This is a genomic window from Gabonia massiliensis (assembly GCF_001403595.1).
GTDB lineage: Bacteria > Bacteroidota > Bacteroidia > Bacteroidales > Coprobacteraceae > Coprobacter > Coprobacter secundus.
This window is the reverse complement of record NZ_LN877939.1, coordinates 238,948-253,103: the sequence shown is the minus strand read 5'-3', so window position 1 is coordinate 253,103 and position 14,156 is coordinate 238,948. Positions and strand designations below refer to the sequence as shown.

General features: G+C 36.6%; 14 protein-coding genes. 7 read left to right on the top strand and 7 right to left on the bottom strand.

Annotation, left to right across the window (positions count from 1 at the left end):
* Nucleotides 1-75: 75 nt before the first annotated feature.
* From rsxA to BN2628_RS05900, 7 genes are read right to left on the bottom strand one after another with little or no spacing between them, the layout of a single operon-like run.
* Nucleotides 76-654 carry an electron transport complex subunit RsxA gene (gene rsxA, locus BN2628_RS05930; protein ID WP_044230304.1) on the bottom strand — a complete coding sequence of 193 codons (579 nt, stop codon included), beginning with the start codon at nucleotides 652-654 and terminating at the stop codon, nucleotides 76-78.
* Nucleotides 654-1,244, bottom strand: coding sequence for an RnfABCDGE type electron transport complex subunit E (locus BN2628_RS05925; RefSeq protein WP_021931292.1), 591 nt, complete (start codon nucleotides 1,242-1,244; stop codon nucleotides 654-656). Before BN2628_RS05925 ends, rsxA begins: the two co-directional genes overlap by 1 nt.
* Nucleotides 1,241-1,888, bottom strand: coding sequence for an RnfABCDGE type electron transport complex subunit G (locus BN2628_RS05920; RefSeq protein WP_044230267.1), 648 nt, complete (start codon nucleotides 1,886-1,888; stop codon nucleotides 1,241-1,243). The genes BN2628_RS05925 and BN2628_RS05920 overlap by 4 nt, the downstream gene beginning before the upstream one ends.
* Complete coding sequence (locus BN2628_RS05915; protein ID WP_044230268.1) at nucleotides 1,881-2,831, bottom strand: RnfABCDGE type electron transport complex subunit D; 951 nt, start codon at nucleotides 2,829-2,831, stop codon at nucleotides 1,881-1,883. Before BN2628_RS05915 ends, BN2628_RS05920 begins: the two co-directional genes overlap by 8 nt.
* Nucleotides 2,832-2,853: 22 nt before the next feature.
* Nucleotides 2,854-4,191, bottom strand: a complete 1,338-nt coding sequence (gene rsxC / locus BN2628_RS05910; RefSeq protein WP_044230269.1) for an electron transport complex subunit RsxC — start codon at nucleotides 4,189-4,191, stop codon at nucleotides 2,854-2,856.
* Nucleotides 4,192-4,221: 30 nt separating this feature from the next.
* Nucleotides 4,222-5,085 (bottom strand): Fe-S cluster domain-containing protein, encoded by an 864-nt coding sequence (locus BN2628_RS05905; RefSeq protein ID WP_044230271.1) that lies wholly within the window; start codon nucleotides 5,083-5,085, stop codon nucleotides 4,222-4,224.
* Between the two features lie 44 nt (nucleotides 5,086-5,129).
* Nucleotides 5,130-5,546 carry a SoxR reducing system RseC family protein gene (locus BN2628_RS05900; RefSeq protein WP_055096513.1) on the bottom strand — a complete coding sequence of 139 codons (417 nt, stop codon included), beginning with the start codon at nucleotides 5,544-5,546 and terminating at the stop codon, nucleotides 5,130-5,132.
* 202 nt (nucleotides 5,547-5,748) lie between these two features.
* On the opposite strand from BN2628_RS05900, the gene aspT reads away from it, so the two are divergent.
* The 7 genes from aspT (at nucleotide 5,749) to tpiA (ending at nucleotide 14,082) form a co-directional block, all read left to right on the top strand.
* Entirely contained in the window at nucleotides 5,749-7,449 is a 1,701-nt protein-coding gene (gene aspT, locus BN2628_RS05895) for an aspartate-alanine antiporter (protein ID WP_055096511.1), read from the top strand.
* 79 nt (nucleotides 7,450-7,528) lie between these two features.
* A complete protein-coding gene (locus BN2628_RS05890) occupies nucleotides 7,529-9,160 on the top strand; it encodes a bifunctional aspartate transaminase/aspartate 4-decarboxylase (protein WP_044230306.1) in 1,632 nt (543 codons plus the stop codon).
* A gap of 112 nt (nucleotides 9,161-9,272) precedes the next feature.
* Entirely contained in the window at nucleotides 9,273-9,848 is a 576-nt protein-coding gene (locus BN2628_RS05885) for a porin family protein (protein WP_044230275.1), read from the top strand.
* Between the two features lie 254 nt (nucleotides 9,849-10,102).
* Nucleotides 10,103-11,278, top strand: coding sequence for an MFS transporter (locus BN2628_RS05880; RefSeq protein WP_044230277.1), 1,176 nt, complete (start codon nucleotides 10,103-10,105; stop codon nucleotides 11,276-11,278).
* 89 nt (nucleotides 11,279-11,367) lie between these two features.
* Entirely contained in the window at nucleotides 11,368-11,910 is a 543-nt protein-coding gene (locus BN2628_RS05875; RefSeq protein ID WP_044230279.1) for a DUF1599 domain-containing protein, read from the top strand.
* Nucleotides 11,900-13,297, top strand: coding sequence for a BT_3928 family protein (locus BN2628_RS05870; RefSeq protein ID WP_044230280.1), 1,398 nt, complete (start codon nucleotides 11,900-11,902; stop codon nucleotides 13,295-13,297). Before BN2628_RS05875 ends, BN2628_RS05870 begins: the two co-directional genes overlap by 11 nt.
* 29 nt (nucleotides 13,298-13,326) lie before the next feature.
* Nucleotides 13,327-14,082, top strand: coding sequence for a triose-phosphate isomerase (gene tpiA, locus BN2628_RS05865; protein WP_044230282.1), 756 nt, complete (start codon nucleotides 13,327-13,329; stop codon nucleotides 14,080-14,082).
* Nucleotides 14,083-14,156: the final 74 nt, after the last annotated feature.

Here is a 14,156-nt window from a genome sequence, read left to right as displayed (position 1 = left end):
AGTAAAAATAGAATGAGAATCAATTTTTTAGTTACTTGGCTCTCATTCTATATGTTTAATTATTGTAGTTATAGATTATCCTATTTTTATTCCAGAAAATCCCATAAAGGCCATGGCTAATAAACCGGCAGCAATAAGTGCAATGGGAATTCCTTGCATAGATTTAGGAACATTTGTTAGACTGAGTTGTTCGCGTATTCCTGCAAATAATGTTAATGCCAGGGCAAAGCCTAAAGCTGTAGAAACGGCGAAAACTACAGATTCTATAAGATTGAAGTTTTTTTGGATTACAAGAATAGCCACTCCTAATATGGTACAGTTTGTGGTAATTAAAGGCAAGAATACTCCTAGAGCTTGGTATAAAGAAGGAGAAACTTTTTTAAGTATAATTTCTACCATCTGTACAAGCGCTGCAATAACCAGAATAAACACTATGGTTTGCATAAATTGTAATCCGGTAATGTCTAATAGATATTTTTGTAATAAGTAAGTTACAATGGTGGCAATTGTCATTACAAAAGTAACAGCAGCTCCCATTCCTAAAGCTGTATTTACTTTTTTAGAAACACCCAAGAATGGACATATTCCTAGAAATTGAGACAATACAATATTATTGACAAATATGGCTGTGATAAATATTGATATATAGGTAATCATTGTTTATTGCTTTTTAGTTTGTTGACGATTACAATCAGATAGCCGAGAGCAATAAAAGCTCCTGGTGCGAGAATGAATATTAAAATTCCATAATTTTCAGGGAATAAAGTCATATTAAATATTTTTCCTGTACCGAGGAATTCTCGAAGGGCGCCTAATAAGGTAAGAGCCAAAGTAAAGCCAATACCGATACCTAATCCGTCCAGTAAGGAGTCGAACCATCCGTGTTTTGCTGCGAAAGATTCAGCCCGTCCGAGTACGATGCAATTTACGACAATCAAAGGTATAAAGAGTCCCAAACTGCTGTATAAGGCTGGGACATAAGCTTTCATACACATTTCGAGAACGGTTACGAATGTTGCGATGATGACAATGAATGCTGGAATACGTACCTTATCCGGAATGATATTTTTTATCAATGATATTACTATATTAGAGCATATTAATACGAACATTGTAGCAAGACCCATCCCCATACCGTTTTCGGCAGAAGTTGTAGTCCCTAATGTGGGGCACATTCCTAATAAAAGAACAAAAGTCGGATTCTCTTTGGTGATACCGTTGAGTATTATTTTTAATTTATTCATTTTTTCTCCTCCTTATTTTGATTTGCTTTAGGCGAAGCGGCACTATGCACATCAGGTTCGCCCATAAAAGCTCTGTATGCGTTTTGTATTGCGTCAATAAAAGCTCTGGAACTGATAGTGGCAGCGGTAATAGCGTCGATGTTGCCTCCGTCTTTACTTACTTTCATTTCTCCTTTGCCGGGATTGAGGCCTAAAATACTTTGATGATTTTTATCGGTTCTGAACCATTCCTGCATTTTTGAGCCTAATCCGGGAGTTTCTGCGTGTTTTAATACTTGGTAATTTCGTATAGAACCGTCAGCATTAAACCCGACCATAATCGATATTTCTCCTCCAAAACCTTTGCGTGTTAAACTTTCAACGGCTGCACCCACAAGTATACCGTTTTTCTTGGCTGGAAATATTGTTAAAATCATGTTTTCATTTGTTCCGGCATAAAGTTCATGCGTATATTGTTCTGCAATTGGGTCATTATCAAAGTCTGGAGCAACGTCTTTTATTGCTTTTTCCTGTTTGGCTTTTTCTGCTTTAGCTATAGGAGCTTCCGTGAGCTTATAAACGCCTCCCAATATAGTACCCACAATTATACATATAATTGTTAACACAAGTACCATGTTTAAAAATGTAGATTCTGTTTTAGCCATGTTTTACTACCTCCCCGAATCTTTTAGGTTTTATATACATATTAATTAATGGGGTGAATGCATTCATAATCAGTATGGCAAAAGACATACCTTCAGGATATGCACCCCATTGACGGATAATTATGGTCAGTAGGCCTATGGCAATTCCATAGACAATCATTCCTCTTTTATTCATGGGAGAGGTGACATAATCTGTTGCCATGAAAATTGCACCTAACAAAAGGCCTCCACTCAATATTTGGGTAATGGGATCTATACCGATTAGTAAAGAGAAGATTGCAACAGTCCCTAATATTGAGACTGGGATATGCCATGTTATTATTTGTTTCCACAACATATATGCAAGTCCTAAGATAAGGGCGATTGCTCCGACTTCTCCAAGACTTCCTCCCATATTTCCTAATAACATGTCTGTATAATCGGCATCGATTGGCATATGAGCTTTTAACAGAGTTAGAGTGGTAGCACCGGTTTGAACATCAATATAATGTGTACTTAGAACTTCAGGTTTAGGCCAGGTGGTCATTTGTACAGGAAAAGATATCAGTAAGAATACCCTACCTACCAAAGCCGGATTGAAAATATTACATCCCAATCCTCCGAATGACATTTTTCCAATGCCAATTGCAACAAGTGCACCTATAATGATAATCCAAATAGGTAAATTTGAAGGTAGATTAAATGCTAGTAATACTCCGGTTATAATTGCCGAACCATCATGAATACTGCTTTTTGCTTTGAGTAAATACTTTTGAATAAGATATTCGAATATTACGCAGGCAAGAACTGAAGTGATGGTTACGATAAGAGCTCCAAGTCCAAAATAGAACAATGAGACGATAAATGCCGGTATCAGTGCGATAAGTACTCCGTGCATAGCTTTTGAGGTCGTGTTTCCCCCATGGATGTGCGGAGACAATGATATGATTAGTTTGTTGTTCATAAATATAAAGGATTTACATTTTCTATTTTTTAACAGCACGACTTCGTATGATATTTCCTACTTTTCCTTTTCCCAATCTTATATAATCTAATAATGGACGATATGCAGGACAGGTATAACTGCAAGAGCCACATTCAATACAGTCCATAATATGATTGCTTTCTGCCTTATCCCATAAGGCGTGACTGGCAAGATTCATTAATAAATTAGGTTCTAATCCCATAGGACATACGAAGACACATTTTGCACAGCGTATACAATTGGACATTTCTTTACGTATAGCCTCATTTTTTCTAATCAGAAGAACTCCGGAACATCCCTTAGTAACAGGAATATCTGTATTTGTAACTGCTTTCCCCATCATCGGGCCTCCCGATATAATTTTTCCTGTGTCTTCAGGCATTCCCCCAGCAGCTTGAATTAATTGTCCGATAGGTGTTCCTATTCGAACTTTAAAATTAGAAGGGCTATTCAATGATTTTCCAGTAACGGTTACAATTCTTTCAAATAGGGGCTTATTTTTTTGTACAGCCTCGTAAACTGCAAAAGCTGTGCCTATATTTTGCACTACAGTCCCTGTAGCTATGGGCAGATTTCCGCTGGGGACTTGACGTCGAATGATGGCGTCGATAAGTTGTTTTTCACCGCCTTGTGGATATTTCATTTTTAAGGGGCAGACTTCAATACCTGGATACTTTATAGTTAGGCGAGTGAGTAATTCAATAGCGTCTTGCTTATTATTTTCTATTCCGATGACGGCCTTGTTCACCTGTATGGCTTTCATTAGGATTTTTGTTCCTATCAGAATCTCTTCTCCTTTTTCAAGTATGAGCTGGTGATCTGATGTCAGATATGGTTCGCATTCGGCTGCGTTAATAATAAGAATTGTTGCAGCCATTCCAGGGGGAGGAGATAGTTTTACATGAGTAGGGAAAGTAGCTCCACCCATACCGACAATTCCACATTCGCTGATTTTTTGTATTATTTCTTTGGGAGATAAATTACACTCAGTTTTAAGGCAGTCATTACGTTCTATATTTTCCTCCCATTCATCACCTTCTACTTGTATGAAAATAGCAGGTTTACTATATCCTGATGTATCTATGATACTATCTATTTTAGTGACAGTCCCTGATACCGGAGAATGTATGTTAGCAGAGACAAATCCTCCTGCTTTAGCTATCAAGGTTCCGACTTTGACATGATCTCCTTTGGCAACTATAGCCTGGGCTGGAGCTCCGATATGCTGAGATAGCATTATGGCTACTTGTTCTGGGATAGCGGCAGTTTCAATACATTTTCCGGCAGATAATTTATTCTCGTCCGGATGGATGCCTCCTATACGAAATGTTTTTAACATGACAATATCTTTTATGATCTATATACTGAATTAGGCGTTCGAATCCTCTGCTACCAATGATGCTGTATCACTTTTTTTAGGAGGAAAATTTAGAGAGAGAATAGCTCCGGTGGGGCATACTTCAACGCATTTCCGACATAGACGACATTTGTTATCATCTATGTATGCCAGATTATTTTCAACAGTAATAGCTCCGAAAGGACAGGTCTTTTCACATTTTCCACATCCTATACAAGCTGCGGTACAAGCTTTTCGGGCTATGCTACCTTTATCCTTATTGACACATGAAACGAAAATTCGGCGTGATTTGGGGCCTTTCTTTCTTAGCTCAATTATCATTTTAGGACAGGCTTTTACACAAGCCCCACATGCCGTACATTTTTCCTCATCGACTTCTGGCAATGATGCTTCTGGATTGATATGTATAGCATCGAACTGACATGCGTTAACACAATCTCCACATCCAAGACACCCGAAAGAACATCCGGTTTCTCCGGCATAAAGAGTGGAAACGATTGCACAACTTGCCGCTCCGTTATAGATATTGGTATGTACACGATTTGTACAGTTACCATTACATCTTACTGTAGCAATCATAGGAGCGGTGCTTGCGACTTCTTTACCTAATATGCTTGCTACTTTAGACATGACAACTGTTCCACCTACCGGGCACATCATACCTTCGAGACTTTCTGATTTGACACATGCATCGGCAAATCCTTGACATCCCGGATATCCGCAACCCCCGCAATTTGCTCCTGGTAGTACTTCAGTCACCAAAGCATTACGAGGGTCTTCGTAAATTTTAAATTTTTGGGCAACAAGATATAAAATAATAGCACTAATGGCTCCAATTGCACCCAAAGAGAGAATAGCAATTAAAATTAGATTCATCTATATTAATGTTTTGAGTTTATGTTTTTCAATGTTTGTTTTCTTCACGTTTTTTTGATAGAAAACTCAAATTTTTTCTTTAGTTTGCTTTTTAAAAAATATAATATTATATAATAGGGTATTAATGTGGCCAATGACAATATTCCTGACAAGACTTCGTCAGAAGTTACCGAATAGATAATAAATAAAGTGCAAAATAAGAGGATAAATGGATAAAGAAATGCTATAAGAATGGCTTGTGGCCCGATTGAGCTATTGCCAATAATCAAAACTTTATCTCCAATTTTGAAATCCATATCGTTGTTACAAGGTATTTCTACCATTTTTTCTTTTTTATCAGACATAGTACATGCTGATTGGGCATGACAGTTCGAACATGCTGAATACTGAACAATTTGGACATCGACGGCACCGTTCCTAATATTGGTTATTATCCCTTCATGTTCTATATTTTCTCTCATTTTGCTATGTCGACATTGCATTTTTGAGGCAAATATAAATAAATTTTGTGGTTTACAATAGAATTTTTATGCAATTATTGTGTAAAAAATGGTTTATCCTCTTTTTTTGAAGAATGTTCATTGTTATTTTTTTCAACATTTTTTATTTCCGGTTGTTATCAAAAGGAGAATGAGATTATTAATCAACTAATGATATTTAATTATGGAAATGATTCTTCATTTTTTTCGAACGTATCCGGAAATGGCAATATTTCTTACAATTGGTATCGGCTTTTGGATAGGACAGTTAAAATATAAAAGTTTTACTTTGGGAACTGTTACATCTGTATTATTAGTCGGTGTCCTTGTCGGGCAAATGGATATTGCTATACCTGGGCCGATTAAATCTGTCTTTTTCTTATTATTTCTTTTTGTTATTGGATATAGTGTGGGACCACAATTTTTCCAATCATTGCGAAGTGATGGCATTCATCAGGTAATTTTTGCTTGTGTATTATGTGTATTGTGCCTTGTTGTTACAGTCGTTATTGCAAAAATATTGGGGTATAATCCTGGAGAGGCTATCGGATTATTTGCTGGTGCTCAGACAATATCGGCGGTTATAGGAGTTGGTACAGATACAATCAATACATTAGGAGCTTCGGCTGCCGATAAACAAGCCTGGATAAACATTATGCCTGTATGTTATGCTGTAACTTATATTTTTGGAACAATAGGTTCTGCCTATATATTAGGAACACTTGGACCTAAGTTATTAGGAGGAGTAGATAAAGTTCGAAAGGAAACAAAAGAGCTGGAAGAACAGTTACAGAAAAGTAGTATAGGAGAGGATCCCGCATTTGTTGATGCTAATCGTCCGGTTGTATTTCGTGCTTATAAAGTGGATACAAATTGGTTTGATACCCCTCGTTCTGTATCAGAGATAGAGGAAAAAATGCAGTCGATGGGAAGGCGTATTTTTGTAGATCGGGTTCGTATCGATGGTAAAATCGTAGAAGAAACTCCAGATTTAAAGATAAAAAAAGGAGATGAAATCGTTTTAAGTGGTAGAAGAGAGACGGTAATCCAAGATGAGAGTTGGGTTGGAGAAGAAATCAATGATCCGGAATTATTGACATTTCCTGTGGAGTCGATTATGGTATTATTGACAAAAAAAACAGCATGTGGTATGACGGTAGAAGAACTTCGTAGACAGAAATTTATGCATGGAATTCTTATCAAATCGATAAAACGTTCGGGAGTTGAAATACCTGTATTACCAGGGCTTAAGTTGCAAGCAGGAGATTTGTTACAGATAATGGGTATGACCAGAGAAGTATCTACTGCGGCACCGTTGTTGGGATATATTGATCGGCCTACGAATAAGACTGACCTTATTTTTGTAGGATTGGGTATTCTTATTGGGGGCATTGTCGGAGCCTTAACTTTGAGGCTTGGAGGGATACCGATAAGCCTTAGTACGAGTGGTGGAGCATTAATTGCCGGTTTGTTTTTTGGATGGTTGCGTACAAAACACCCAACGTTTGGTCGTATACCAGAACCAGCAGTCTGGATATTGAATAATTTAGGATTGAATATGTTTATTGCTGTGATAGGAATAACTGCAGGTCCTACATTTCTTGAAGGTATCAAGGAAGCTGGATTTATGTTGTTCGTAGCAGGAGTATTGGCTACTTCGATACCTTTGTTATTAGGAATATGGGTAGGAAATAAGATTTTTAAATTTCATCCGGCTATCAATTTGGGATGTAATGCGGGGAGTCGTACGACTACTGCAGCTTTGGGTGCAATACAAGAATCTCTTGATAGTACGATACCGGCATTGGGATATACGGTAACGTATGCTATAGGGAATACATTGCTTATATTATGGGGAGTCGTTATTGTTTTACTTATGTCATGATATTTATAGAGATTTGATTTTTTAGTATTCACAGTAAATTATATGTTATATGGATTGTAAAGAAAAGTTGGCGCCGGCCATGGTAAATAAAAGGCAGCGTAAAGAAGAAGAAGGATTAGAAAATTTGAGTCCATTTGAAATAAAAAATAAATTAATAGAATATGCTGAGGACCATACCCGTAAGTCTTCTTGTATGTTTCTTAATGCAGGTAGGGGAAATCCAAACTGGATATCTACAGTTCCGAGAGAAGCATTTTTTTTATTGGGAAAATTTGGGATGGAAGAGTGCCGGCGTACTTTTGATATGCCTGAAGGTATAGCCGGAATTCCTATGCCGAAAGGTATATCCGGGCGCTTTGAGGAATTCCTTAAAAGAAATAAGGCAGAATTAGGTGCCGATCTGCTTGAAAAAACTTATCGTTATTTTCTTGATAAGAAAAAATATGCTCCGGATGAGCTGGTACATGAGTGGGCAGAGGCTGTTATTGGAGACCAATATCCGGTACCAGATCGAATGTTGAGGTTTGCAGAAGATATAGTAGGAGACTATTTGTTGCAAGAAATGTGTGATCGGAAAACTTTGCCGGGAAAGTTTGATTTGTTTGCAACAGAGGGAGGGACGGCTGCAATGTGTTATATTTTCGATTCGTTACAAGTAAATCATTTAGTAAATAAAGGCGACCATATTGCACTGATGACACCGATATTTACACCGTATATCGAGATTCCGGAGTTGGATCGTTTTAGTTTTAAAGTAACTAATATACAAGCTTCTCAAATGACAGAAAATGGGCTGCATACTTGGCAATATCCAGATGAGGAACTTGATAAATTAAAAGATAAATCGGTAAAAATACTCTATATTGTGAATCCGAGTAATCCTCCTTCATATACACTTGATGAGCGTAGTATTGATCGTATCGTGAAGATTGTGAAAGAGAATAATCCGAATTTGATGATTATTACAGATGATGTATATGGTACTTTTGTTCCTCATTTCAAGTCGTTGATGTATGAGTTGCCACTTAATACTTTATGTGTATATTCTTTTTCTAAATATTTCGGTGCGACGGGCTGGCGTTTGGCTGTAATAGCATTGAGTCATGATAATATTTATGATGAAATGATAGCAACTCTTCCTAAAGATAAAAGAGATGATTTGTGTCGCAGATATAGTTCTTTATCGTTAGAACCAGATAAAATTTTGTTTATGGACCGGTTAGTTGCTGATAGTCGCATGGTAGCACTGAATCATACAGCAGGTTTGTCTACACCACAACAAATGCAGATGGCCTTATTTGCAGCTTATGCTTTATTTGATAATAAAGATTTGTATAAAAATAAGATGCAGAAAATCATACATGAGAGGTTAGAAGCTATGTGGGAAAATACAGGTTTTAAACTTGTTCCCGATGCCTTGAGGGCTGGTTATTATTCGGAAATAGACATTATGGTCTGGGCAAAAAAAATATATGGAGATGAATTTGCTCAATACCTCTCTGAGAATTATGATGCTCTTGATTTTGTTATCCGTTTGGCCAAAGATACTTGTGTCGTTTTGTTGAACGGAAGTGGTTTTGATGGGCCGAATTGGTCGGTACGTGCATCTTTGGCTAATCTGAATAAAGAGGATTATCAGAAGATAGGGAAGGGCATTCGTTTGATATTGGATGAATATGCATTGGCATGGGAAAAGACCAAAAAGAAATAGTGAGGAATGAAAGTAATAGATGTCATGAATTGAAATGAATGATTTATCAGCATTGAGAATTTATCATGATATCTGTAGATTAATTAATACTATAAACTAAAATGAAAGAAGTATGAAACGGAAAATCTTATCGATGTTAATGATGATGTTATTCCTTGGGGCTTCATTGGCTTCAGCACAGGAAAATAGAGTGTATTGGGGTCCAAAAGTCGGTGTGAATATTTCGGCGATTACGAAATCAGGATTCTCATCGTGGAAGGGGGGAGCTAATGTCGGTGTATTTGCAATGTATCGTTATAATGATTATTTAGGATTGCAGACAGAACTGTTGTTCTCTATGATGGGCGCTAATTTTGACGGGGGAAATATGCATGTTAATTATTTAACGTTGCCGGTTATGGCAAAGGTGTATTTAATAGATAATCTTAGTCTTGAATTAGGCCCGCAGTTGGGAGTAAAAGTTTATGACAAAATTAATGTATATGAAGGGGTTCATATTAAAAATTCGAAAGCATTCAACGGTTTTGAATTAATGTTTGCAGTAGGATTAGGATATGAATTTAAGTTTGGAATGATTGCAGATGTTCGTTATGGGATAGGTCTTACTAACTCTATAAAGAATAGCTATATTATTGGAGATAATAGCAAAAATGAAATGTTTCAAATCTCTTTAGGTTGGAAATTTTGATAAATTAAATTCAAGTTCTTAGATTTTTGATTTTTCGAACTGAAACTTGTATTTTAAGTTACATTTTGTAATAGTTCTTGTTTGTTCTTACTACGTTGTTGGAATAATTTGGAGCTGAACATTAAATCTGGCAAATAATCTTTCAAAAATGAAAGGATATTTGCCAGATTTATTTTGTTAAAAATAGAATGTCATGCTTATTCATCTTCTCTATCATTAGTAGCAGATTGTTTCAAAATCATTATTTTTGTAGCATGAAACGGAAATTAGAGGAGAACATGGGAGTACCAGCGTCTTTGTTGTGGATGCTGGCTATTATTTCAGGGATTTCAGTAGCCAATTTATATTATAATCAGCCGTTGCTTAATAAGATAAGCTCTGATTTGCAAGTTTCAGAGTTTGTTGCTAATCTCATGCCGATGACTACACAAATAGGTTATGCCATAGGACTTTTATTCATTATTCCTTTGGGGGATTTGTATAAGCGTAGGAGTATCATTGTGATTAATTTTTTGCTATTAGTCATATCTATGTTTTCGATTGCGATATCTCTGAATATGTATTTTGTGTTGATTGCGTCACTTGTTACGGGGATATGTTCGGTAATGCCACAAATCTTTATCCCTATAGTTTCACAGTTTTCTAAACCGGAGAATAAGGCTCGTAATGTCGGATTGTTGGTAAGTGGATTATTGACAGGTATCCTTGGTTCTCGAGTGATAAGTGGTATTGTAGGGGAGTATTGTGGTTGGAGGTCGATGTATTATATAGCTGCTGGCATGATGTTGCTTTGTATTTTTATAGTAATGCGAATATTACCTGATATGCCTTCAAATTATAAAGGAACGTATGGCGGTTTGATGAGATCACTATTTACTCTTTTTAGAGATAATCCGACCATTCGTATGGTGTCTGCGCGGGCAGGTCTGGCTTTCGGTAGCTTCTTGGCACTATGGGCATGTTTAGCTTTCAAAATGAGCGGAGAGCCATTCTATGCAGGAAATAATGTTATTGGGATGTTGGGGCTTTGTGGTATGGCAGGAGCATTGACAGCATCGTTGGTTGGAAGTTATGTTCCTAAATGGGGTGTACGTAACTTGAATTATATAGGTGGAATTATTATAATCGTATCATGGTGTATTATGTATCTTTTTCAAGATACTTATCTCGGTTTTATTATCGGTATTATTATGATTGATATAGGAATGCAATGTATTCAGATTAGTAACCAGACATGTGCCCTTTCATTGGCTCCCAAAGCATCTAATCGAGTGAATACAATTTTTATGACGACATATTTTATTGGAGGTTCCTTAGGTACATTTTTAGCTGGTACATTTTGGCATTTGTTTGGTTGGGAAGGAGTAACAGGAGTCGGTATATGTATGGCATTAGGTTCTCTTTTTATAACATTCTGTACGAGGCGTTAAAATAAATAACAAATAAGAAAAATTTTCCTGAAAAGAGAAGGTTAGGGGTATATTATTTTTTGTACCTTTGCAAAATTAAAAAATATCTTATGGCAGATACCGTTGCACAATTTGAACATGTGATAGCCGTATGTCGTGATTTGTATGCAAAAAAATTGCAGGATTACGGTCCTTCGTGGCGTATTATGCGTCCACAATCCATTACCGATCAGATATTTATCAAGGCCAAACGTATTCGTAGTATTGAGATAAAAGGGGAGACAATGGTCGATGAGGGAATTCGTTCGGAATTTATAGGTATTGTGAATTATGGAATTATTGGACTAATTCAACTTGCATTAGGGTATTCAGATGAGAAAGATATATCGGTAGATAAGGCTCTTGAACTATATGATAAATACATGAACGATACAAAAAATTTGATGTTTGCTAAAAATCATGATTATGATGAGGCTTGGCGTAGCATGCGTATCAGTTCGTATACCGATCTTATTTTGATGAAAATAAATCGGACGAAAGAAATAGAAAATAATCAAGGTGAAACATTAGTTTCAGAAGGAGTAGATGCCAATTATATGGATATGGTGAACTATTCTTTATTCGGATTGATAAAATTGGAATATGGAGAATAAAAATACGGTAGAGTCTATTGAGAATAAATGGTGGATAAGGCTTCTTATCATTTTGTCGAGATGGGCGGTTGGGGCTACTTTTATATTTTCTGGTTTTGTGAAAGCCATAGACCCAATGGGATCCGTATATAAATTTAATGATTATTTTGTTGCTTTCGGTTTAGAATTTCTTATCCCCTTGTCTCTGATATTTGCAGTGCTTTTAGCTGCATTCGAATTTATGATTGGGGTAAACATGTTTTTGGGTTCATATCGTCGTTTGACTTCTTGGTTGGTTTTATTTACGATGATATTTATGACTCCACTCACATTATATTTGGCGATAGCAAATCCTGTGAGTGATTGTGGTTGTTTTGGTGATGCCCTTATCTTGACCAATTGGCAGACATTCTTCAAAAATGTGTTGTTATTGGCTATTACCATATTTTTATTCATTTTTAATAATCGTATCCGAGGGATATATAATCGTCCTGTACAGTGGATAACGGTACTTTATTCTTTGATTTTTGTATTTGCTATATCTTGGATTGGGTATAATTATCAACCCATCCTTGATTTTCGGCCATACAAAAGCGGATTGAATCTGGCAAAAGCGATGGGTACGGAATCTTCTGGTACAGGGAGTTCCGGAGAATATTTATTTATATATGAAAAAGACGGGAAACAGCAGGAGTTTACCCTTGATAATTATCCCGTAGATGATACTACCTGGACTTTTGTAGATAGAGTGGAGAAGAAAACTCCTGTAATACAAGAAGACGAGTTTATAAAAGATTTTATGATTATCTCTCCTGATTTGGGAGATGTGACGGACGAAATATTGACTAATAAAAATTACCAGTTTCTACTTTTATCTTCTGATATTGCAAAGGCAGATGATAGTGAAATAGACCGAATTAATGAAATCTATGATTATGCACTGGTTCATGGATATAATTTTTATTGCGTGACAGCTTCTTCGCAGGAGGATATTGCACGGTGGCAGGACGATACTGGTGCAGAATATCCATTTTATTATATGGATGAGACTGCCATAAAAACTATCATGCGGGCAAATCCCAGCATGGTATTATTAAAAGATGGTGTCATCTATTGGAAGCGGAGTGCATCGTCTTTACCTGACGAGTCGGTCCTTACGGCACCGTTAGAAAAGCTTTCTTTAGGTCAGATTCGTATGTATAATGCCGACAGGCGCATTATGTTTTTGGTTTTGATATATCTTGTGCCTATGCTTATTCTTTTATTGACGGAAAAGACTGTTGCGGCTATTATCGTTAATATTAAAAATTTGAGGATGAAGCGTCGGCAGGAAAAGGCATTGCGGTCAAAAGGGAAAAGAATAAACATAGAAAAGGAAACGACAAAAAATGATAATAAAGAAGTGTAACTTCATTGTATAACACAATAATATTAATTATGAGAAAGAACATTGTTGCAGGTAACTGGAAAATGAACAAGAACCTTCAGGAAGGTCTTGAATTGGCAAAAGGCCTAAATGAGGCTTTGGCGGGCAAAACTCCCAATTGTGATGTTATAATCGGTACTCCGTTTATTCATTTGGCAAGTGTAGTTGATGCCATCGATACAAATAAGATTGGTGTTGCTGCTGAGAATTGTGCAGACAAAGCTTCAGGTGCATATACAGGAGAAGTTTCTGCCGAGATGGTTGCCTCTACGGGTGCTAAATATGTAATTTTAGGTCACTCAGAACGTCGTGCTTATTATCATGAGACTCCTGAGATTTTGAAAGAGAAAGTATTATTGGCATTAGCAAATGGATTGACTCCAATTTTCTGTATTGGAGAGGTTTTGGAAGAAAGAGAAGCTGGCAAACATTTTGATGTAGTAAAATCTCAAATTGAGAGCTCTTTGTTTAATCTGGCTGCACAAGATTTTGGGAAGATAATTTTAGCGTATGAGCCGGTTTGGGCTATCGGTACAGGTAAAACAGCTACAGCGGAGCAAGCTCAAGAAATGCATGCATTTATTCGTAAAACTCTTGCTGATAAGTATGGAAAAGAGGTTGCTGATAATTGTTCTATCCTTTATGGTGGTAGCTGTAAACCTTCTAATGCAAAAGAATTATTTGCCAATCCCGATGTCGATGGCGGTTTAATTGGAGGAGCAGCATTGGAAGTAGATAGCTTTATGGGAATTATCAATGCATTTTGATATTTAAAATAAGATAAAAAGCTGCGAAAATAAGATAGAATGCTTATTTTTGCAGCTTTCTTATTAAACAAAAA